Origin of the sequence: Gillisella taibaishanensis (assembly GCF_001938985.1) — a bacterium.
Taxonomy (GTDB): Bacteria; Pseudomonadota; Alphaproteobacteria; order Rhizobiales; family Rhizobiaceae; genus Allorhizobium; species Allorhizobium taibaishanense.
In genome coordinates, this window is sequence record NZ_MKIN01000024.1 from 124816 (window position 1) to 146425 (window position 21610).

General features: G+C 58.9%; 21 protein-coding genes, 1 tRNA gene and 1 riboswitch. Of the genes, 14 read left to right on the forward strand and 8 right to left on the reverse strand.

The features are described 5' to 3' along the window. Positions 1 to 449: 449 nt before the first annotated feature. The 3 genes from BJF91_RS19575 to BJF91_RS19585 form a co-directional block, all read right to left on the reverse strand. The gene (locus BJF91_RS19575) at positions 450 to 944 is read right to left on the reverse strand and encodes a BON domain-containing protein (RefSeq protein ID WP_075616225.1); all 495 of its coding nucleotides are present in this window, start codon (positions 942 to 944) and stop codon (positions 450 to 452) included. Between the two features lie 176 nt (positions 945 to 1120). Continuing rightward, the gene (locus BJF91_RS19580; RefSeq protein ID WP_075616226.1) at positions 1121 to 1621 is read right to left on the reverse strand and encodes a peptide deformylase; all 501 of its coding nucleotides are present in this window, start codon (positions 1619 to 1621) and stop codon (positions 1121 to 1123) included. A gap of 9 nt (positions 1622 to 1630) precedes the next feature. After that, positions 1631 to 2356: a Crp/Fnr family transcriptional regulator gene (locus BJF91_RS19585; RefSeq protein ID WP_075616422.1), complete on the reverse strand. Its 726-nt coding sequence runs from the start codon at positions 2354 to 2356 to the stop codon at positions 1631 to 1633. Positions 2357 to 2696: 340 nt separating this feature from the next. Between BJF91_RS19585 and hemN the strand changes: the two genes are divergently transcribed. The 7 genes from hemN to BJF91_RS19620 all read left to right on the forward strand — a co-directional run bounded on the left by hemN (position 2697) and on the right by BJF91_RS19620 (position 9772). Beyond that, complete coding sequence (gene hemN / locus BJF91_RS19590; RefSeq protein WP_162843899.1) at positions 2697 to 4046, forward strand: oxygen-independent coproporphyrinogen III oxidase; 1350 nt, start codon at positions 2697 to 2699, stop codon at positions 4044 to 4046. A gap of 107 nt (positions 4047 to 4153) precedes the next feature. Next, a complete protein-coding gene (locus BJF91_RS19595) occupies positions 4154 to 4432 on the forward strand; it encodes an acyl carrier protein (protein ID WP_075616228.1) in 279 nt (92 codons plus the stop codon). Positions 4433 to 4474: 42 nt separating this feature from the next. Continuing rightward, positions 4475 to 4948, forward strand: a complete 474-nt coding sequence (locus tag BJF91_RS19600; protein ID WP_075616229.1) for a 3-hydroxyacyl-ACP dehydratase FabZ family protein — start codon at positions 4475 to 4477, stop codon at positions 4946 to 4948. A 284-nt stretch (positions 4949 to 5232) separates the two neighbouring features. Further along, entirely contained in the window at positions 5233 to 6432 is a 1200-nt protein-coding gene (locus tag BJF91_RS19605) for a beta-ketoacyl-ACP synthase (protein WP_075616423.1), read from the forward strand. A 10-nt stretch (positions 6433 to 6442) separates the two neighbouring features. Then, the gene (locus BJF91_RS19610) at positions 6443 to 7732 is read left to right on the forward strand and encodes a beta-ketoacyl-ACP synthase (protein WP_075616230.1); all 1290 of its coding nucleotides are present in this window, start codon (positions 6443 to 6445) and stop codon (positions 7730 to 7732) included. A gap of 76 nt (positions 7733 to 7808) precedes the next feature. After that, a complete protein-coding gene (locus tag BJF91_RS19615; RefSeq protein WP_075616231.1) occupies positions 7809 to 8837 on the forward strand; it encodes a zinc-binding dehydrogenase in 1029 nt (342 codons plus the stop codon). Between the two features lie 2 nt (positions 8838 to 8839). Beyond that, entirely contained in the window at positions 8840 to 9772 is a 933-nt protein-coding gene (locus BJF91_RS19620; protein ID WP_184412777.1) for a lipid A biosynthesis lauroyl acyltransferase, read from the forward strand. On the opposite strand, the gene BJF91_RS19625 is transcribed toward BJF91_RS19620, so the two are convergent. Further along, on the reverse strand, positions 9756 to 10751 hold the full coding sequence (locus tag BJF91_RS19625; protein WP_075616425.1) for a hypothetical protein: 996 nt from the start codon (positions 10749 to 10751) through the stop codon (positions 9756 to 9758). The genes BJF91_RS19620 and BJF91_RS19625 overlap by 17 nt on opposite strands. A 448-nt stretch (positions 10752 to 11199) precedes the next feature. On the opposite strand from BJF91_RS19625, the gene BJF91_RS19630 reads away from it, so the two are divergent. From BJF91_RS19630 to bluB, 3 genes are all read left to right on the forward strand, one after another. Further along, the gene (locus BJF91_RS19630; protein WP_075616232.1) at positions 11200 to 12879 is read left to right on the forward strand and encodes an NAD+ synthase; all 1680 of its coding nucleotides are present in this window, start codon (positions 11200 to 11202) and stop codon (positions 12877 to 12879) included. A 4-nt stretch (positions 12880 to 12883) separates the two neighbouring features. Then, complete coding sequence (locus tag BJF91_RS19635; protein ID WP_075616233.1) at positions 12884 to 13717, forward strand: TolB family protein; 834 nt, start codon at positions 12884 to 12886, stop codon at positions 13715 to 13717. Between the two features lie 28 nt (positions 13718 to 13745). Beyond that, positions 13746 to 13927: riboswitch (cobalamin riboswitch) on the forward strand. Between the two features lie 71 nt (positions 13928 to 13998). Continuing rightward, complete coding sequence (gene bluB / locus BJF91_RS19640) at positions 13999 to 14676, forward strand: 5,6-dimethylbenzimidazole synthase (protein ID WP_075616234.1); 678 nt, start codon at positions 13999 to 14001, stop codon at positions 14674 to 14676. Positions 14677 to 14770: 94 nt separating this feature from the next. Here bluB and BJF91_RS19645 read toward each other — a convergent pair whose 3' ends face one another. Beyond that, positions 14771 to 15115: a GNAT family N-acetyltransferase gene (locus BJF91_RS19645; RefSeq protein ID WP_075616235.1), complete on the reverse strand. Its 345-nt coding sequence runs from the start codon at positions 15113 to 15115 to the stop codon at positions 14771 to 14773. Between the two features lie 173 nt (positions 15116 to 15288). On the opposite strand from BJF91_RS19645, the gene BJF91_RS19650 reads away from it, so the two are divergent. Continuing rightward, positions 15289 to 15735: a hypothetical protein gene (locus BJF91_RS19650; RefSeq protein WP_075616236.1), complete on the forward strand. Its 447-nt coding sequence runs from the start codon at positions 15289 to 15291 to the stop codon at positions 15733 to 15735. A 77-nt stretch (positions 15736 to 15812) separates the two neighbouring features. Here the strand turns inward: BJF91_RS19650 and tyrS are convergent, their stop codons facing one another. Then, on the reverse strand, positions 15813 to 17072 hold the full coding sequence (gene tyrS / locus BJF91_RS19655) for a tyrosine--tRNA ligase (RefSeq protein WP_075616237.1): 1260 nt from the start codon (positions 17070 to 17072) through the stop codon (positions 15813 to 15815). A 137-nt stretch (positions 17073 to 17209) separates the two neighbouring features. On the opposite strand from tyrS, the gene BJF91_RS19660 reads away from it, so the two are divergent. Together BJF91_RS19660 and BJF91_RS25070 are read left to right on the forward strand one after the other, a co-directional pair. Beyond that, positions 17210 to 18829: an anhydro-N-acetylmuramic acid kinase gene (locus tag BJF91_RS19660; RefSeq protein WP_075616238.1), complete on the forward strand. Its 1620-nt coding sequence runs from the start codon at positions 17210 to 17212 to the stop codon at positions 18827 to 18829. 99 nt (positions 18830 to 18928) lie between these two features. Continuing rightward, complete coding sequence (locus BJF91_RS25070) at positions 18929 to 19192, forward strand: hypothetical protein (RefSeq protein WP_075616239.1); 264 nt, start codon at positions 18929 to 18931, stop codon at positions 19190 to 19192. Between the two features lie 226 nt (positions 19193 to 19418). On the opposite strand, the gene BJF91_RS19670 is transcribed toward BJF91_RS25070, so the two are convergent. Beyond that, positions 19419 to 19493: transfer RNA gene (locus BJF91_RS19670), tRNA-Asn, on the reverse strand. A 175-nt stretch (positions 19494 to 19668) separates the two neighbouring features. Here BJF91_RS19670 and BJF91_RS19675 point away from each other — a divergent pair. After that, positions 19669 to 19977: a hypothetical protein gene (locus BJF91_RS19675; RefSeq protein WP_139310782.1), complete on the forward strand. Its 309-nt coding sequence runs from the start codon at positions 19669 to 19671 to the stop codon at positions 19975 to 19977. Between the two features lie 37 nt (positions 19978 to 20014). Here the strand turns inward: BJF91_RS19675 and BJF91_RS19680 are convergent, their stop codons facing one another. After that, on the reverse strand, positions 20015 to 21550 hold the full coding sequence (locus BJF91_RS19680) for a sensor histidine kinase (RefSeq protein ID WP_075616427.1): 1536 nt from the start codon (positions 21548 to 21550) through the stop codon (positions 20015 to 20017). Positions 21551 to 21610: the final 60 nt, after the last annotated feature.

A 21610-nucleotide genomic window follows, 5' to 3' on the forward strand; every position in this document is an offset into this window, starting at 1 on the left:
GTTGCGAGGTAGTTTACCAGCGCTGAGCAACCTTCGCTGTCCGGCGGTAATCTGATTGGGTCCAAATGCTTCGTTCGTCTGGGGCTACTATCTAATCGTGTTTGGATTATGAGTAAATTTTTTTTTGGCAAGGCGGCTTAGATCGGCACGTCTTGTAAACAGTTATTCGGATATGTGCGAAAGAAGACGCTTAATCGCACACTTCAGCCGCTCGGCGCTTTAGAAGTGTGGGACAGGTGGGCTCGAAGTTATTGTTTTTCCATAATGCGTAAATGCGCGACGTGGGACACCGGCGTGCCTAATGATAAAGGCATTCTCATTAGGTTACATTCGTCTCGACTGCACCAAAGAACCCGGCTTTAGGCCGGGTCTTTTGTCATCTAGATGTGCAAAGGGCAGGGAATAACGTTGTCGCTGCCTGCCTCGTTTCTAACCTTGATGTCTACATGTCAATCATCGTCCGGCTGGTGAGCGTCGACGCCTACAGCTTCGATTTCGTTGATGACGTGGCGTACGCCGGGGACGCTTAGCGCCAGACGCACGGCCATGCGCATTTCTTCATTGGTGTCGACCATGCCCCCGAGGGTGGCTGTGTGGCCATCTACGCTGATTTCGACGTTGTCGAGCATCAAGTCGGAGGCTTCGAATCGTTCCGCGATGCGGTTTTCCACGTCGTCGCTGTCTTCGCGACCGATCGTGTCAGGTCCCAGTCCGTCCTTGAGAGGCTCTTCCTCGCCAGTGGCGTCAACTCCGTCAATACGGAAACCCTGATTGGGATCGCGGTCAAAGTTGCCGGCGGTTTCACCATAGGCGCGGTTTTCGGGCGCTTCGGATGCGGCGCCGGGCGTGTCCGAATAAGGCCAGCCGTCGCGCAGGTCGCGTTCTTCCAAATCGCGCAGCTCGTCTTCAGTCGAGGTAGCATTGTCGTGTTTTGCAAAGATCATGGCACGTTCTCCTTGTCTCTCTGAGAAATCAACGTTCCAGGCGTGATTTAGTTCACGCGAGGCGCGAAAGGACGTCTGCCGTACGGTTAAGTCCAAGCGGGGCAGATCCACGCGCAACAGAAAATAAGGGACAAAGTGGCTGACCGGCGGCGCCCGCCGGTCGAGCAGGAAGCGCCTTAGGCGCGCTCCGCCTTCTGCCATTTCTTCAGCAGTCGCTCGCGTTTGAGGCGAGACAAGCGATTGATCCAGAACTGGCCGTTCAGCTGGTCGATTTCATGCTGCATGCAAATCGCAGGGAAATCCTCGAGATCTTCCTCGCGCCATTCACCGCCCAAGGTCTGATAGCGCATCGAGATCCGGCGTGGCCGTGTGACGGTCTCGACCATGCCAGGCATGCAGACGCTGCCTTCCTGATGGTCCATGACATCGTTCGAAACGGTCAGGAGCTCCGGATTGACATAGTCGCGGCGGCCGCCGAGTTCGGGCAGATCGAGGATGACGAGACGGATAAGCCTGCCGACATGGGCAGCCGTGATGCCGACGCCGGGTGCGGCGCGCATGGTCAGGTAGAGCGCGTCGGCAAATTGCTGCAAGCCGTCGTCAAAAGACCTAACGGCCTCGCAGTGTGAGGCCAGTACCGGGTGAGGGTAGCGTAGGATCGTCAGAGTGTCGGGCATTGGCTGCAATCAATCGGCGCCAGCCGCTTCCTTCAGTTTGCGGCCGTCGGGCACGATCACATGCCGATTGTTTTCAATGATGATAACGCCATCCTTGCGCAGTTTCGTCATCTGCCGGCTGACTGTCTCGATCGTCAAGCCAAGGAAATCGGCAATGTCGGCGCGCGACAGTGGCAGGTCGAAATTCTTGCTGAATTTCTGCAGCGGGTCGATATGGGTTGCGATCAGGTATAGGAAGCTCGCGACCTTTTCCTGGGCCGTCTTGCGGCCGAGGGTCAGCATCCATTCGCGCGCCTCATCAAGCTCCTTGAGCGATTGCTCGTGAAGCTTATGCTCGAAATCGGGGAGATCGGTCACCAACCGGTCGATGATCGCGCGGGGAAAGGCGCAAATTTCTGCGTCCGTTGCGGCTTCCGCCGTCAGGCTGCTTTCCTTCAGAAAAGGGCGACCCATGAAGTCGGGGGCAAATTGCAGGCCGACGATTTGCTGGCGACCATCGGCCATCATCTTTGAGAGCTTGACGACGCCTTTGACGATATTGCTGTAGCTGGCGATCTGCTCGCCCTGACCGATCACCTCGCCACCGGCGCTTATCTGACGCTTTGTCGATATGCGGTTGAGCTCGATCAATTGAACAACCGACAAGGAGGCGCATACTCCTCCGTGTCTTGCCTCGCATTCGCTGCAAACGGCCGGTGCTTCCGGGCCGCAATTGCTGCTCTTTCGACTATGCATATCCATTGTCAGCCCCGTAGACAAAGCGCCCGCGCTTTTGATCCGCCGATTTCCGCTGGAAGTATCGATGTTTGTTCGTCCGGCCTCACCGCATCCGCTCGGCACAGGTTGGTCCCGCCAAAGACCTGATCCTGTCGGTACGTGACGTGGTGTTCGCATGACGGCGATCCCGCAGCGTTGAACATGGTTTTACCATCCTCTCCGCGCCTTCTCTCCGACTGCTCCCGTAAGGCTTTTCTACCTGAACGAGATTAGCAAGAATTTGATCGAAGTCAAAGTACGCTTTCGCACGACGAATAAAATGATGGAACAAAAGCCATTCACAAGGTCATGGTCCATGATTGCTCCAGCGCTTCTCACCAAATACGCCACCGCAGTTCCGCGCTATACGAGTTATCCGACCGCCCCCCATTTTCATACGGGCATTGGCTGCGGCAATTATGCGCAGTGGCTTTCCGCGCTGGGCAAGGGGCAGACAATTTCCCTTTATATTCACATTCCTTACTGTGACCGGCTCTGCTGGTTTTGCGCTTGCCACACGAAACATACACTTAAGTATGAGCCGATAACCTCTTATCTTGCCGCGCTTTTCAGCGAGGTCGAAAAGACCGCTGAGCTCGCCGGGCGTGAGGCGAAAGTCACGGCCGTGCATTTTGGCGGCGGCTCGCCCACCATGCTGCGCCCGGAAGATATCGTGGCGTTGATGGACCGGCTGCGGGCCGGCTTCAGCTTTGCTGACGATGCCGAGATCAGCGTCGAAATGGATCCGAATGATCTCGATGCGCCACGTTATGATGCGCTGGCTGCCATCGGCCTCACGCGCGCCAGCCTTGGCGTTCAGGATTTCGATCCTGATGTCCAGAAGGCGATCAACCGGATCCAGACATTTGAGCAGACAAAATCAGTGGTTGAGGAAGTACGCAAACGCGGCGCTTCTTCCGTCAATTGCGACATTCTCTATGGGCTACCTTATCAAACCACAAAGAGGCTTGAGAGAACGGTCGACAATATCCTGTCCTTGGCACCGGATCGGGTGGCGCTGTTCGGCTATGCCCACGTGCCATGGATGAAGAAGCATCAGACGATGATTCCGGATGATTCCCTGCCTGATGTGACGATGCGCTACGAACAGATGTCGATGGCCGCCGCCATGCTGGTCTCCGCCGGTTACGAGCCGATTGGTATCGACCATTTCGCTTTACCTCAGGATAGTATGGCTATTGCGGCACGGCAGGGGCGGCTCAGGCGCAATTTCCAGGGCTATACGACGGATGGTGCCGATGCCTTGATCGGGTTAGGCGCCTCTTCGATCAGCCAATTGCCGCAGGGCTATGTTCAAAACAGCGCTGCGACGGCAGAATATCAGCGGTTTGTCAGCGAGAGCGGGCTTGCCGCCGTGCGTGGCATTGAACTGTCTGCCGACGACCGGGTGCGGGCGGCCGTGATCGAGCGGATCATGTGCGATTTCGGCTTCTCCTTTGCCGGCCTGCGCCGCGACTTTTCTGGAGATGCCGAGGGTTTGATCGCCGAGGCCAAGGTCTTTGTTGCCTCTAACGGGGATGATCTCTGTCGCATCGAGCAGGACCGTTTCACGCTGACGCAGACCGGTCGTCTGTTTGCCCGCAGCGTGGCTGCGGTGTTTGATAGCTACTTTTCCAGTGGCAAAGCACGGCATTCGATCGCTGTTTGAGCATCCCAGCCGCAATTTTGCTGCGTGTGCACAAAACTGGCCATTGGCTTTTGCCGGAGTTTTGCCTATGTGGGACGCTGAATTGGAAATTCTGAAGGATAACTAGCGTGACCGCTACATTCGATAAAGTTGCCGACATCATTGCTGAGACAAGCGAGATCGACCGGGAAACCATTACACCGGAGAGCCACACCATCGACGACCTCGGCATCGACAGCCTCGACTTCCTCGACATCGTGTTTGCGATCGACAAGGAATTCGGCATCAAGATCCCGCTCGAGCAGTGGACCCAGGATGTCAACGAAGGCAAGGTTTCCACGGAAGAGTATTTCGTGCTGAAGAACCTCTGTGCCAAGATCGACGAACTCAGGGCCGCCAAGGCTTGATTTCGACGTTGATGCCACGGGCTCTGCCGGGGGATTGCTGACATGCTGCTGGAATATTTCCAGATGATCGACAGGGTCGAGACAGTTGATCTCGGCGGCCTGAACCTGAGGGCGCGCTCAGTCGTGCCGGAAAAATCCCCGGTTTTCGAGGGACATTTCCCTGGCATGCCGCTGGTGCCGGGCGTGTTGTTGATCGAAACCATGGCTCAGGCTTCCGGACTTCTGGTGCTGGCGGCGACGAAGTTTGCCGCCATGCCTTTCCTGATGTCGGTGGACGGCGCCAAGATGCGCAGTTTCGTGGAGCCCAATGCCGTTCTCGAGATCGAGGCGCATCTGGAGCACGAAGGTTCAGGCTTTGCAGTGACCAAGGCGAAGATTACCTCCGACGGCAAGAAAGTTGCCGATTGTCAGCTGAAGCTGCGCACCATGTCTTTCGACCAGGTGCCGCTCGGCGATATCGTCCGGGACCGGGCAGAAGAGATCGGCTTGATGGCGGCAATCGCTGCTGCCGGTTAAGTGAGATTTTAGAACTTTCATCAATAAGGCCGCCGCTCTTGCGTGCGGCCTTTTGCGTAATTCCTTGGGCCGCAATTGGTTCGCGGCGAAAATTATGCAACAAAAAATGCCCAATACAGCGGCGTTCGCCCGCATCGGGCCTGCCGCTGTATTGCGTAATGCCATCGGTCGGAGTAGGGCAAGGCGGCCCACGCGGACCTTTGAGCCTCTGGCTCGGTCGGCGATTGGAAGGTGTGTGCCGGCGCCGGCTGTGGCCGCCCGGCATTGCTGAAGAGGTTATGGACATGCATAAGACGCCAAACGATGTGGTGATTACCGGGATTGGCATTGTCAGCAGCCACGGAACCGGCAAGGAACCGCATCTTGCGCTTCTGTCTGCCGCGTCGGCTGTCGCGCCAAAAATCGAGGCGGAAAAATTCGCGCCTTATCCCATTCATCCCATGCCTGAGATCGACTGGTCGTCTCAGATTGCCAAGCGCGGTGATCAACGGCAGATGGAAAACTGGCAGCGGCTCGGCGTCTATGCCGCCGGTCTGGCGCTTGACGATGCAGGGCTGAAAGACGATGCGCAGGCCTGCTCCACCATGGACATGATCGTTGCTGCCGGCGGCGGCGAGCGCGATATCAATGTCGATACGATCATCGTCAACGAAGGCCTGAAGCGCAACGACCGTGCGCAACTCGTCAATGAGAAGCTGACCACCGAACTGCGCCCGACGCTGTTTCTTGCTCAGCTTTCCAATCTGATGGCAGGCAATATTTCCATCGTTCATAAGGTGACGGGCTCTTCGCGCACGTTCATGGGCGAGGAAGCGGCAGGCATTTCCGCCATCGAGACCGTCTATGCCCGCATTCGTGCCGGCCAATCGACCCATTCGCTCGTTGGTGGCGCCTTCGTGGCGGACCGTGACGATATTTTCCTGCTGGTCGAAGGCATCCAGGCCCATGCGACCGGTGAGTGGAAGCCGCTCTGGCAGCGCGAAAATGGCCAAGGTGGGGGAATGATCCTCGGCACGGTTGGAGCTTTCCTCGTGCTGGAACAGCGCGCTTACGCCGAAGCCCGTGGCGCTCATATCTATGCGGTGCTGGACGGAATTGAGGGCGATCGCGGTCGGCGAGACAATGGCGGCCTGGAAAAGCGCCTGGCTCGCATGGCTGCATCTGTCGGCAAGGACTTTGAAGGCGGCTTGGTGCTGTCAGGTGCAAGCGGCCTGCACGATATTTCTGCCCGCGAAAAGGTAGCGCTCGAAAGTGCCTTCCCAGGGGCGACAGTCCGCGGCTTTAGCGGCATAACCGGCCATGCGCTGGAAGCGCAATTTCCGCTCGGTCTGGCATTGGCCGCGCTGGCGCTCGATTCCAAGACCGTTGTGCCGGCCTTCGATCCGGCAGAGCCTGCCATGAGTGCCCCGGCGCGCCAGGCGATCGTAACCACAGTCGGTTATGTGCGCGGCGAAGGCATGGCCCATCTTTCGGCGCAGCAGTGAGGAGAGGACCATGACTCAATCTCGTTTCACCGATCATTTCGGTCGCCCTATTGTCGCCGTCACTGGCATGGGTGTCATTACGTCGCTCGGCCAGGGGATCTCCGACAACTGGTCTAAGCTCACAGGCGGTATTTCCGGGATCCATAAGATCACCCGCTTTCCGACCGAGGGGCTGAACACTCGTATCAGCGGCACGGTCGATTTCATCGACATTCCCGCGATCAACGCCGTCGAGCGCTCCTATGCCATGGCGCGAGAAACCACCATCGAGGCGCTGGCGCAGGCCGGCCTGAACGGTGATTTCGAAGGTCCGCTGTTTCTCGCCGCACCGCCGGTCGAGCCGGAATGGGACGACCGCTTTGCGCTTGCCGAGCGGGCACCCGCCGATAGCGCTGAAGGCCATGCCTATCATCGTCTGCTGGCGGCCATGCGCGAGGAGGCCGATCCGGTGTTTCTCGAAGCCGTGCAGTTCGGCTCGATTTCCGAGCGGCTCGCCGACCGGTTCGGCACCCGTGGCTTGCCAGTCACGTTGTCGACCGCCTGTGCGTCCGGTGCTACCGCGATCCAGTTGGGCGTCGAGGCAATCCGCCAGGGCCGCACCAGTCGCGCGCTGACGGTTGCGACCGACGGCTCCGTTGGTGCCGAGGCGCTGATCCGTTTTGCTCTGCTGTCGGCGCTGTCCACCCAGAACGATCCGCCGGAAAAGGCATCTAAGCCCTTCAGCAAGGACCGTGACGGTTTCGTCATCGCCGAAGGGGCTGCGACACTGGTGCTGGAATCGCTCGAAGCGGCGATTGCTCGTGGCGCCAAGATCCTCGGCATCATGAAGGGCTGCGGCGAAAAGGCCGACCATTTCCATCGCACCCGCTCGTCCCCGGACGGCGGCCCGGCAATTGCCACGATACGCGCCGCTCTTGAAGATGCCGGTCTATCCCACGAGGAAGTCGGCTACATCAACGCCCATGGCACATCGACGCCCGAGAACGACAAGATGGAATATGGGGCGATGCTGTCGGTGTTCGGCGAGCGACTGAAGGACAAGATCCCGGTCTCGTCCAACAAGTCGATGATCGGCCATACGCTGACGGCAGCCGGCGCGGTCGAGGCAGTGTTCTCGATCCAGACCATGCTGACCGGCACGCTGCCGCCGACCATCAATTACAACAATCCCGATCCGACCGTGGAGCTGGACGTGGTGCCGAATGTGAAGCGTGACGCCCAGGTCTCGGCCGTGCTGTCGAACAGCTTCGGCTTTGGCGGCCAGAACGCCAGCCTGGTCATGACGCTGGAACCGGCCTGATTCAGGCATCACGCCCCTGGCACTGTCTGGGGGCAGGACAGACGAAATTTATGCCCTCGGGCAGAGGAAGATAGTCATGCGCGCATTGCAACTGATCGAAGACCGTAAGCTTGAAATCACCGACCTGCCGGAGCCAGATGCGCCCGGCCCAGGCGAAGTGACACTGCGGGTCAAGGCAGTCGCGCTCAACCATATCGATGTCTGGGGCTGGCGCGGCATGGCTTTTGCCAAGCGCAAGATGCCGCTGGTGATCGGAGCGGAAGCCTCGGGCGTCGTCGAGGCCATCGGCCCGGGCGTCGGCAATATCCTGCCCGGCCAGCTGGCTGCCGTCTACGGCGCGCGCACCTGCGGCCTCTGCAAGCCCTGCCGTGAAGGCCGCGATAACCTCTGCGAACATGTTGGCGGCGTCCATGGCTTCCATCTCGATGGCTTCGCGCAGGAAAAGATCAACATTCCGGCCCGTTTGCTGGTGCCGGCTCCTCCTGGAGTCGACGCTATCGGCGCAGCACTGGCACCTGTGACCTTCGGCACGGTTGAGCACATGCTGTTCGACAATGCGAAGCTGGAGCCGGGTGAAACCATTCTGGTCCATGCCGGCGGTTCCGGCATCGGCACGGCGGCCATCCAGCTCGCCAAGAAGATCGGCTGCACCGTCATCACCACCGTTGGCTCCGATGACAAGATCGAGCGCGCCAAAGCGCTCGGTGCTGATCACGTCATCAATTACCGCACTGACCGGTTTGAGGGCGTGGTGCGCAAGTTGACCAAGAAGAAGGGTGTGGACGTGGTGTTTGAGCATGTCGGCAAGGATACCTGGGCCGGCTCCATGCTCTGCATGAAGCGCGGCGGCCGCCTCGTGACCTGCGGCTCGACCTCAGGCGTATCGACCGACATGAACCTGATGATGCTGTTCCAGCAGCAGTTGAAGCTGCTTGGCTCCTTCGGGTGCCGGATGGAAAACATGGCAAACGCCATGCAGAAGATGGCGCGTGGCCTGGTGCATCCTGTTATCGACACCCAGGTGACCTTTGAGGATATCGATGTGGCGCTGACCCGGATGGAAAGCCGGCAGATCTTTGGCAAGATCATCCTGAAGATGGATTGATGATGCTGCGCCGGATCCTGACACCGGTCGTACTGGCCTTGCGGAAGTTTCCGCAATGGCTGGTCGCCAAGCTCATTCTGCTGCTGCTCACCGTGCTGAAGCTGTTTCCGGCCGATGCGGCGCTTAACGGTGCCGACCGGTTGGTGCGCTGGATTGGGCCAAAGCTGAAGCGTCACAAGCTGATGCTGACCAATCTGCGCAACGCCTTTCCGGAAAAGTCGCAGGCTGAGATCGATCGCATCGCCATGGATGCCTGGGGCCATATGGGCCGGCAGATCGCTGAATATGTGTTTCTCGACGAGCTGTTCGATTTCGATCCGGACCGTGAGGGCGAGGGCAGGGTGGAGGTGTCGGGCGTCCCAATCTTCGTCGACCTTTTGAACAATCCGCGACCGTTCATTGTCTTTACCGGCCATACCGGTAATTTCGAGATGCTGCCTGTGGCCGGTGCGGCCTTCGGTCTCTATGTGACGGTTCTGTTTCGCCCGCCGAATAATCCCTACATCGCGGACATGGTGTTCGATTTCCGCCGGGCGCGGATGGGCAACCTCGTGCCCTCGCATGCCGGTTCTTCCTTCCATTTGGCGCGGCAGTTGGAGGCTGGCAAGGGCGTGGGCGTGCTGGTCGATCAGAAGTTCAAGAAGGGCCAGCCAACGACGTTCTTTGGCCAGGACGTGCGCACCAATCCGCTGCTTGCCAAATTGGTGCGGCAGTTCGGCTGCGACGTCTATCCTGCCCGTTGCATTCGCCTGCCCGGTAACCGCTACCGGCTCGAAATCGAGCCGAAGGTCGAGGTGCCCAAAGATGCGCAGGGGCGGGTCGATGTCCAGGCCACCGCGCAGATGCTGAACGACAAGGTCGAAAGCTGGGTTCGCGAATATCCTGAGCAATGGCTCTGGTACCACGACCGCTGGAATATCAAGAAATCACTTTAAGCTCGGCGCGTTCCTTGTCTGCCGCGGCCGAGCCGGAGGCCGCCGCCGTCTTTGCCGCGGCTGCAACTGGCTCTGTGACAGTGATGCCGACCCTTTCGACAGCCGTCCAGAAGCCTGTATTGACCGCTTCGAACTTTGTCGATTGCCAATGGAAGTAATCGACCACAAAGCGCTCTGACAGCCAAAGGCTGCCGCGCCGGCGGGGCAATTCCCAGCCGAGCAGGCCATCATCCTGTGCCTTCTTAAACATTCGCTTCAGATTGGTGATCGACAGCAGATAGGCTTCGCCGAGGCTCGCCAGGCTGACAGGTCCGAGCCGATAGACGCCATCGGTGTCGGGCTGATCGGGAATTTGGCTGATCATGCCGTGCAGGACCATGCCTCCCATGTCCGAATTGAGAAACGGTGCAATGGTATCGCGAGGATTTCGCCAATCCGGGTCGGCAACGAGCGCATGAGCGATCAGCGGCTGTGCCACTTTGAAGATTTCGGAGTTGGCATTGGCCAGCGCAACGCGGCTGCCATCGTCGAGACGGTCGAGACAATCCAGATGGCCCATAAACCAGGAAATCATCGCCGATTCACTTGCAGGCGTCGGGATCAGGATGCGCATGCGCCGATCGGCTGGGTTCTCGATTTCCTCGATAAATTTATAGGCTGACAGTTCGGCGAGGAATGCCGATGCGGTGTTGCGGCTGGCCGCACCCAGTTGCATGGCAACCTCCATGAACCGCGACGCCGTCAAGCCCGACGACGGATCGTCCGGCCGCCGCTGCAGTGCCAGCGCATACATGGACTGCGACATCAACCACTTGCGATGACAGGCCTTGAGGCGCGACAGCCGTGGCGATTTCCGATGAATCGAAATCAGGTGCCAGGCAATTTCGCGCTCGATTGCCGGGAAGCGCGGATGAGCGGCAATCGCGGCGCGGGTCAGTGTATTCGGAGACGGATTTTGCGAAATAGTAGCGGAGAACATCTTCGTGAAATCCAACAATGGTTAACCAGCAAAACGTGCCTTCGTGAAGCGGTCTGGACGACTGTTTCCGGCAACGCAGAACGGCATCGATTCTGCCACCCCTCTGGTCAATCCTTAAAAGGATCGCCGTTTTATTCTGCCTGAATGTCTTTCGGTCCCCACCGATCACCACAACGCAGTGCGAAGTCTGCGACGCAGTGAGGATTTGTTCCACGAATCGAGCGAAAACGGAAGATCTCTCAGTGGCTGAAAGCAAACTTACTGCAAAAAATGCTTACATAAATATGTAACAGTGAGCAAAGTAACATAATATTATTAATCACTAAAATAAATGAGCCTGTATTTTACTAGACGCGGCTCTTGAACGGCAGTGAGCGTTGGTGAAACAGTCGGTCATGCCTTGTGCAGGCCGTTGCAGTCGGCCGAAGGTCAGGCTAAACCATAGTCCATGAGCGACATGATCCAGACCCCAGAAACGCTCCGCATCGCGGTGGCCCAGTTCAATCCTGTTGTCGGCGATGTCGCCGGCAATCTTGAAAAAGCGCGGTTGGCCCGCGAACAAGCAGCGCAGCTTGGTGCCGATCTGCTGCTGCTCAGCGAATTGTTCATCTCCGGCTATCCGCCTGAAGATCTGGTGCTGAAGCCGGCTTTTCTGAAGGCCTGTAAGGCGGCCGTCGATGCACTGGCCCAGGATTCGGCCGATGGCGGCCCGGGCGTAATCGTCGGGTTCCCCCGTCAGGGCGAAAAGGGCCGGCACAATTCCGTGGCTATCATCGATGGTGGCAGGATCTTAGCGCTGCGCGACAAGATCGACCTGCCCAACTACGGCGAATTCGACGAGAAGCGCGTGTTTGTCGAAGGAGAGATGCCGGGGCCGGTGAATTTCCGCGGCGTGCGTCTTGGCGTGCCGATCTGCGAGGAGATCTGGAACGATCTCGGCGTTTGCGAGACTTTGGCCGAAAGCGGCGCGGAGATCCTGCTGGTGCCGAATGGCTCGCCTTACTATCGAGGCAAGCTGGAGGTGCGCCACCAGGTCGTGCTGCGCCAGGTGATAGAAAGCGGCTTGCCGCTGCTGTTTGCCAATCAGCTCGGTGGCCAGGACGAGCTGGTGTTTGATGGCGCGAGCTTCTGCTTCAATGCCGACAAGACACTGGCCTTCCAGATGCCGCAATTCGAAGAAGCGATCAGGCTCAGCACCTGGACGCGCCAGGGCGATGGCTGGCGGTGCGAGCAGGGTGAAATTGCTGCAATCCCCGAAGGCGAAGAGGCGGACTACCGCGCCTGCATGCTGGGCTTTCGCGATTACGTCAACAAGAACGGCTTCAAGAGCGTTGTGCTGGGCCTTTCCGGTGGCATCGATTCGGCGATTTGCGCCGCACTTGCCGTCGATGCGCTTGGCCATGAGCGGGTGCGCACCATCATGCTGCCCTATCACTATACGTCGGAGGAAAGCTTCAAGGATGCCGCCGATTGCGCCAACGCGCTTGGCTGCCACTACGATATCGTGCCGATTGCCGGTCCGGTCGAAGGCTTCCTGTCCAGCCTTGGCGAAATGTTCGAAGGCACTGAAAGCGGCATTACTGAAGAAAACCTTCAGAGCCGCACGCGTGGTACGATCTTGATGGCCGTTTCCAACAAGTTCGGTTCGATGGTGGTGACCACGGGCAACAAGTCGGAAATGTCGGTGGGCTATGCCACGCTCTACGGCGACATGAACGGCGGCTTCAACCCGATCAAGGACCTGTACAAGATGCAGGTCTATGCCATTTCGGAATGGCGCAATGCGCATGTGCCCGCGGGCGCGCTTGGGCCGGCAGGCGAGGTGATCCCCGCCAATATTATTTCCAAGGCTCCTTCGGCTGAGCTGCGACCTGACCAGAAGGACCAGGACAGCCTGCCGCCTTACCCTGTTCTGGACGATATCCTGGAATGCCTGGTCGAAAAGGAAATGTCGGTAGAAGACATCGTGGCACGCGGCCATGACACCGCCACGGTACACCGTGTCGAACATCTGCTCTATCTCGCTGAATACAAGCGACGCCAATCGGCGCCGGGCGTAAAGATCACCAAGAAGAATTTCGGCCGCGACCGTCGCTATCCGATCACAAATCGGTTCAGAGATCGCTAGCCGGATGCGCAGTTCGGTCGAGATCTACAATATCGAAACGCGCCAATCCCGCGTGGTTTGGCAGACAGAGCGGCTTGTCGAGGCGCCGAACTGGTCGCGAGACGGCAGCTTCCTCGTCTATAACGACGACGGGCTGATGTATCGCCTGTCTCTCACTGGCGAGCCGAAGCCTGAAAAGATCGACACCGGCTTCGCCACCCGTTGTAACAACGATCACGGCCTGTCGCCCGATGGGCAATGGCTGGCGATCTGCGACAAGGTCGAACATGGCAAGACCTGTCTCTATATCCTGCCTTCGACCGGCGGAACGCCGATCCAGATCACCGAAAACCTACCATCCTATTGGCATGGCTGGTCGCCGGACGGGCAACGGGTCTGCTATTGCGGCATCCGCGACCAGGTTTTCGACATCTACACGATCACCGTCGATGGCCGCGACGAACAAAGGCTCACCCATGGCGAAGGCCGCAATGATGGGCCGGACTGGTCGCCGGACGGGCAGTGGATCTATTTCAACTCCAGCCGCACCGGCACCATGCAGATCTGGCGCATCCGCCCTGACGGCAGCGACGTTGAGCGCCTGACGGACGATGGGCATAGTGACTGGTTTCCGCATCCCTGTCCAAACAGCAGCAAGGTCGTGTTCATCTCCTACGATGCCGATGTTTTCGATCACCCGCGCGATCTCAATGTGCGGATGCGGATGATGGACATGGACGGCGGCAATGTCGAAACCCTGTTCGAATTGTTTGGCGGCCAGGGCTCGATCAACGTCCCGAGTTGGTCGCCGGACGGACGCGAATTTGCCTATGTGCGCTATTTCCCTGAAAAACCCTGATGCAGCCTTGGTCCCGCCTTGGCATTGGTCTATCTGACAGTTGTCAGGTGCCCGTTAACGACGCGGGAGAATCGGGAATGCGGTGAAATTCCGCAACGTGCCCAACGCTGTGAGGTGGAGAGAGCGACGGAAGCCACTGATCGAGAGATCGGGAAGGCGTCGCAATCGCTGAAACCCAGTCAGAAGACCGGCCTGACATCATAGCCCACCGCGCATGGACGGCACGGGCGGCGTTTCGGCTGGATGCTCTGCATCCGGCCCGCATTGTTGGGGACCAAACGATGCAGACCGACCTCATGACGGAGGCTGGCGCTTTTTCCGAGGAAGAACGCGCCGCCGTCTACCGTGCCATCATGACCCGCCGCGACGTGCGCGACGAATTCCTGCCCGATCCTATTGAGGAAGACGTCCTTTGGCGCATCCTCACGGCCGCCCATCACGCGCCATCGGTAGGTTTCATGCAGCCCTGGAATTTTATCCTGGTGCGCGATGAAGCCAGACGGAAGGCCGTCTGGCAGGCTTTCTCCAAAGCCAATGACGAGGCAGCCGGCCTCTTCGAAGGCGAAAAGGCAACCCTCTACCGCAATCTGAAGCTTGAGGGCATTCTCAAGGCCCCGCTCGGCATCTGTGTCACCTGCGATCCTGACCGCGCCGGTCCCGTCGTGCTCGGCCGCACCCACAATCCGCGCATGGACAGCTATTCCACCGTCTGCGCCATCCAGAATCTCTGGCTCGCCGCCCGCACCGAGGGCATCGGCCTTGGCTGGGTCAGCATTTTCCACGACGCCGACCTGCGTGCCATCCTCGGCATCCCCGACCGCATCGAGATCGTCGGCTGGCTGTGCCTCGGTAAGGTGAGGGAGCTTTATGCGGAGCCGGAATTGCAGGTAAAGGGCTGGCGCAAGCGGCTTGCGCTGGAGGATCTGGTGTTCGAGGAAGGGTGGCAGGGGCCTAGCTAGAGTTTGTCAGGGAAAAGTGGCCCCCGATTTTCCCGAAAAGACAAAGGCTGGTTCAATCTGAACCTGACAGACTTCCAGGAGAAGATCGATCGCTTCACCGTTTCCACCGATAAAGCCACGCATCCGCCTGCGCTTGTGTGGCTGAGAGAAACAGTGATGCGGGATGAAATGCAGCGCGCTCAAGGCCAATCTTTTCCAGCACTTGCAAGCTGGCCTGATGTTCCGCCGCGCAGCTCGTTCGCACCTCCGCTATGTTTGACTTGGTCACGATCCAGTCCATCACGGCGCTTCCTGCTTCCGTGACGAGGCCTTGGCCCCAATGGGACGGTCCGACACCAAAGTGGATTTCCGCCACGTCGCGTTCGATAAAGAGAAGGAAGAGGCCAATGGCCGTCTCTTCCTTGTCAAAGATTGTCCAAACGAACCGGCTTGGTGCCATCCAGTTCAATTCACCCCATGCCCACCGCCACCGACGTTAGGAGCTCTCTTTCGACGGCATCTTGTCGGAGCAAATTAACCTTCCATGGAAGTTTTACGTTTGAGGACGGTCTCACCAGAGGAAATAAGGCAAAAAAGGCGCATGCTGATTGAAATGTCGCAAATGGGTTATAGATGAAATGGCATCTGCCTGATCTCGACGGCATCCAGCCGACGACGATCGCCGGACTTTTATTGATAACAATGATTTTTTCACCGATCCAGGAGACTTCAATGATTTTTGTATGGAGGGGGTGGGGGCTGCTATTTCCCTTGGGGGTATTTGTAAGCATCCTGCTGGTAGTGCTTCTGTCACAGCCATTCGAAGCGTATGTAAACCAAGACCTGTTGATCATCCCTGCGGCTTTGGCCGCGACAGCAGGTGGTTTTTTGACGGCCCACTTTTTGGCCCTCTCGGACAAAGGGCGGGAGGTCATCGACGCAAAGACCGGTCAGCGGATCTTGCTGGTACGCGGCGATAGCCTGTTTTTCATCCCGGTCAAATACTGGAGCTATCTGGTCGCTCTAGGCTCGTTGGTCGCCATCGGCTTTGCTCTCAATCACTATTTCAACGGCGGATGAAATTCGTCATGAATGGCGGATGGCGCGGTCCGTCTGAGGGGCGGGCCGCGCCATCGAATTTCAAAACATGATCAATTTCAGAGCGTTGGCCGCACCAGAATGTGCTTCTTCTTGCCGAGCGACAGCTTGATCACGCCATCTGCGGTGACTTCACCAGTGCCAATCATGGCGCGTTCGTCGGACATGGGCTGATCATTGATCTTGACCGCACCGCCCTGCACATGGCGGCGGGCTTCGCCGTTGGAGGCGGCGAGGCCGGCCTTGACGATCAGGGCGAGCAGACCGATGCCGGCTTCAAGCTCTGCCTTGGCCACGTCGATGGATGGTAGGTTGTCGGCCAGCGCACCTTCCTCGAAGGTCTTGCGCGCCGTCTCGGCAGCGGCTTCCGCGTCCGTCCGTCCATGCAGGATGGCGGTGATTTCGGTTGCCAGGATCTTCTTTGCCTCGTTGATCTCAGAACCGCCAAGTGCCGCCAGCTTGGCGATCTCGTCCATCGGCAACGTCGTGTAGAGCTTCAGGAAGCGCTCGACATCGGCATCCTCAGTATTGCGCCAGTACTGCCAGAAATCATAGGCCGAGAGCAGGTCGGCATTCAGCCAGACAGCGCCCGTGGCCGATTTGCCCATCTTGGCGCCAGAGGAGGTCGTCAGGAGCGGCGAGGTCAGGGCGTAGAGCTGCGGCGTGCCCATGCGGTGGCCGAGATCGATGCCGTTGATGATATTGCCCCACTGGTCGGAGCCACCCATCTGCAGGCGGCAGTCGTAGCGCTTGTTCAGCTCCACGAAGTCATAGGCCTGGAGAATCATGTAATTGAATTCCAGGAAGGACAGCGACTGCTCGCGGTCGAGACGCGTCTTGACGCTGTCGAAAGACAGCATGCGGTTGACCGAGAAATGGCGACCGACATCGCGCAGGAATTCGAGGTAGTTCAGCGAACGCAGCCATTCGGCATTGTTCAGCATCAATGCGCCGCCCTTCGGGCCGTTGTCGTAATCGAGGTAATGGGCGAAGGAACGCTTGATTGAGGCGATATTGTCCTCGATCTTGTCGACGGTCATCAACTGGCGCGCCTCTTCCTTGAAGGAGGGGTCGCCGACCATGCCGGTGCCGCCGCCCATCAGCGAGATCGACTGGTGGCCGGTCTGCTGGAACCAGTGCAGCATCATGATCTGGATCAGCGAGCCGGCATGTAGGCTCGATGCCGTCGGATCAAAGCCGATATAGGCCGTCACGCTTTCCTTGGCGAGCAGATCATCGAGGCCGGTTTCATCGGAAATCTGGTGGATGAAACCCCGCTCGGACATGGTATGCAGGAAATCGGACTTGAACTTGGCCATGACGCACACGCCTTCTGGTATCGGACTTTGAAATTCGTGGCGGCTTTACCATTGTTTTTGGAAAAGTGCACCCGGTGGGGCATGAATTTGGCCATGAATATCGTGCTTTCTGATCACCGAAGAGGGAATATCCGGCCATGACCACCATTCGCACCGCAATCGGTTTGATGAGCGGCACGTCGATGGACGGAATCGATGTTGCATTGGTCAGGACCGACGGTGTGTCGCAGGTCGAGCGCGGGCCGTTCCTGGGCGTGGCCTATGATGATGATTTCCGCCGCCGGCTGCGCCAGGGGCTTGAAGACGCTAAGGCGATCACCGAGCGAAGTGAGCGGCCGGGGAGCCTTGCGGAGCTGGAACGGGATTTGACGCTGCGCCATGCCGATGCCGTGCGGGCCTTTCTTGCGGCAAACGGGCTGCGGCCGCGCGATATCGATGTTATCGGCTTCCACGGCCAGACGGTGCTGCACCGGCCCGATCAGGCCCTGACCGTGCAGATTGGCGATGGCGCGGCTTTGGCCCGCGAAACCGGCATCGATGTGGTCTATGACATGCGCGCCAATGACATGGTGCATGGCGGGCAGGGCGCGCCGCTGGTGCCTGCCTATCATGCAGCGCTCGCCGCGGCCTTGGGGGCTGACAGCTTGCCGGCTTGCTTCGTCAATATTGGCGGCATTTCCAACCTTACCTATATCGGCACTGATGGCGAGGTCGCCGCTTTCGACAGCGGGCCGGGCAATACGTTGATCGATCAATGGGTGGAGGCGCAGGCCGGGCTTGCTTTCGATGCCGGTGGCGCCATAGCCAGCCGGGGCAGGGTGCTGAAGCCGCTTGCGGATCGCTATCTCGATCATCCCTTTTTCACCGCCAATGTCAGGCGCTCGCTGGATCGTAACGATTTTTCGCCGCCCCGGCAGGGTGAGGCGAGCCTGGAGGATGGTGCCCGCACACTGGCCCATGTTGCGGCCGCATCCATCTTTGCCTCGGCCCGGCACCTACCTGAAAAGCCGAAAACCTACGTGATCTGCGGCGGCGGCCGGTTGAATGCCGTCATCATGGGCGACCTTGCGGCTCTGGCGGAGCGTGAAGGCGCCGCGATCGTCAATGCCGACGACCTCGCGCTCGACGGCGATGCCATGGAGGCGGAGGCCTGGGGGTATCTCGCGGTACGCTCGCTGAAAGGCCTACCCCTGACCTTTCCCGGCACAACGGGCGTCCAGATGTCGGTCTCCGGCGGTGTCAGGCGCATGCCCATCGTGCTGGAGACGGAGCGTCTGCTGCTGACACCCTGGCGGCCCGGCGATGAGGCCCTGGTCTCGGCCTTGCACGGAACACCGGAAACCAGCCGCTTCGTCAGCACACGCTTGCCCTGGAGCTCGGCCTATGCGGCTGAGCGGATTGAAGGCTGGATGGATGAGTATGAAGCGGGCAGCCTTGGTAAGCTGAAGCTTGTGGCGCGGGAAGACGGCCGCTTCATCGGCCGTGCCGGCTTTTCCTGGTCTAAGGAGAGCGGGGCCTATGAGCTTGGCTATTCAATTTGTCAGGCGGAGTGGGGCAAGGGCTTTGCCACCGAGATCGCCAAGGGATTGGCGGCCTGGTTTTTTGCCCGGGAACTCGGCGAGCGATTTGTCGCCTTCGCCCATGTCGACAATGCCGCCTCGCTTGCCGTGTTGCGCAAGGCCGGCTTTCGCGAGACGGAGCAGCGAGATTATAAGGGCGCACCCTTCCAATTCTTCGAATGCGACATCGCCGGCTGATTTCTTGCCGCAATATGAACAGGGAAATCAGATTCCGTTCATGTGCCTTCGCTTATTCTCACCTCATCGTTTCAGAGGAAACGTCTGAGGAGATTGAAGATGAAAAAGTTTCTGGTCGCATGTCTGATCGGTATGGCAAGCATCACGGCGACGGCTGCCCCGTCTCTTGCGGACGATGTCAGGGTCATGGTCTATGACCGAGGCCACCATCCGGATCGCTACTATGGCCGCGACAATTACCGTCGCGATCACTACCGTGGTTTCGAGGGGCGCCGCCACTACCGCGAGCGTTGCCGCACCAAGCGCGTCCAGTACCGTCACCACGGCCGCTGGGTTAGCCGCACGACCACCGTCTGCCGCTAACAGTCCCCCCAATCGCCGCTGGCCGTCTGCAAATGGCGATGTCTGCGCTTCCGGTGCTCACGTACCTAAATACGCCCCGCTCCGGTTCTCGAAATCACCATTTTCGCCAGGCCAGCAGCAATTCTTGAACAGACTGTAAGTGTTTGACGGAATAAACAAAGCTGAAAAGAAAAAAGCCGGATCAGATCGATCCGGCTTTGAAGTATCAGCTATTCAGCTGGAAATATGGCTCCCCGGGCCGGATTCGAACCGGCGACCTGTCGATTAACAGTCGAATGCTCTACCGCTGAGCTACCAGGGAATGTTCCGTTCGGCGCGGTGTGAACCGCTTCCGTTGGTGTGAGTGGGCTTCTACTCAGGCTTTCGTGGTTTGCCAAGTCCCTTTTTGAAAAAAATGCGCCTCTTGTTTTGTTTTCCCCTCTTTCCCATCTGGAAGGAAGGGGAAGACTGAGCTCTGGCCCATGAAAGGTGACGATATGTCCGATAGAAAAACCAAATTCTATCATATGGATAGCGAGAATGGACGTTTGCGCCTCGGCCGCGTTAACCTGCCTATCCCGCAATCGCGCGGTGGTCGCATCGCAACCGGCGGCCTTTTGGTTGCCGGCGGCTGTCTGGGATTTTTGCCAGTGCTGGGTTTCTGGATGGTGCCGCTCGGCTTGGTCGTGCTCTCCCATGACGTCAGCTCGGTGCGACGCTTTCGCCGCAGGGCAGGCGTCAAGATCGGACGAATGCAGAAAGACGGCTGGACGCTGCGCCGCAAGCCGGGCGCCGATGCACAGTGACGATGGATTATTTGCTTACCGGGCTCACGCCTGCAGCTCAGGCGAAATAGCGCCTCTTCGGCTCCACAGCCTGCGTACCTTCGACGGCCGGCAGGGTTTGCAGCACGCGCTTGGCCGGCAGGATGGCGATGACTTCAGTGCCTTCGCGCAGCTTCGACTTCAGCTTGAATTCGCCGCCATGCTTGGCGAGAATCGCCTGCACGATCGGAAGACCGAGCCCGGTGCCCTGTTCGGCGCTCTTGATGGCGATCGAGCCTTGCCCGAAAGCCGAAAGCACCACCGGGATTTCCTCCTCGGCGATGCCTGGACCATTGTCCTTGATCGATACGTATTGCCCGCCACCGACCGTCCATCCGACCTTGACGAGGATCTCTCCCCCAGGCGGTGTGAATTTCACCGCATTGGACAGAAGGTTCAGCACCACTTGCCGCAGCGCCTTTTCATCGGCCCACAGGGCGGGCAGGCTGGTTTCGGATTGCTGGCTGATGGCGATATCCTTGGCCTTGGCGCGCAACTGCACCATGCCGACGCAATCGTCGGTGACCTCAAGCAAGGAGACCGACTCTTCGGAAAGATCGTATTTGCCAGCTTCGATTCGCGAGAGATCCAGAATTTCGTTGATCAGGTTCAGCAGATGCTGGCCGGAACGGTGGATGTCTCCGGAATATTCCTTGTAGAGCGGATTGTTGAGCGGCCCGAGCACTTCATGGGCCATCACTTCGGAAAAGCCGAGGATCGCGTTGAGCGGTGTGCGCAACTCATGCGACATAGACGCCAGAAAGCGGGATTTGGCCATATTGGCTTCTTCCGCACGTCGCCGAGCTTCGTCCGACATGGACTTGGCAACTTCCAGTTCGGCGATCAGGTCATCCTTTTCGCTCTGATAGGAAATGAGTTTCAGGTTGGAGAGATAGAGCCGGCCGGTGATATAGATGAAAAACAGCACCGCAGCCGTGAAGGCCAGCGCAAACCCGAGCTCTTCGACCCGCTGCGACAGGATTGCCTGCGCCGACAGCGTCAGAATAACCGGCGTGAAGGCGGAGAGCACCGCCTGGCGCAGCAGAATATTGGTCATCGCCGTCGTGCACAGCACTACCAGCAGCACCGCGCCCTTGAGCAGCAGCGTATTCGTGGGACCACAGGCGTCGCAGGCCTCTATCCCAAAGGCAGCCCAGCAGCAGCCCATAGCGATGTGGCCAGCCAGCAGCGCGTGGCGCCAGCGCTCCTGACGGCTGGAGGTGGGAATGCGTTTAGCGGCCTTGCGAATCAGCAGGATGTTCATCGCATGAACGCTGAGCGTCAGCAGCGCCCAGAAGATGTAAAGCGGGTTGCCCGAGAGATAGGCGGACAGTCCGGCGCTGATGATCGTGATGAAGGGCGTTATGGCGGCGCCGTGCAGGCTCGCCTGCGCATGCATGACCAGAAGTTCTTTTTCGAAGGCAGGGGTGCCGCCATGGGAGGAATGCAGGCGTTCTCTGGTCGTGCGCACGGCTTTCGCCGCCGCATGGCTGCGGTGGCCACGCGAGAGGTCGACAACATTCTTGTCGGCAGAGTTTGAGACGCCGTTACCCATGATCGGTTGCATTTTTTCCGCGGTCCGTCTCAGACTAGCCACGAAGTCTTAAGAGTTACT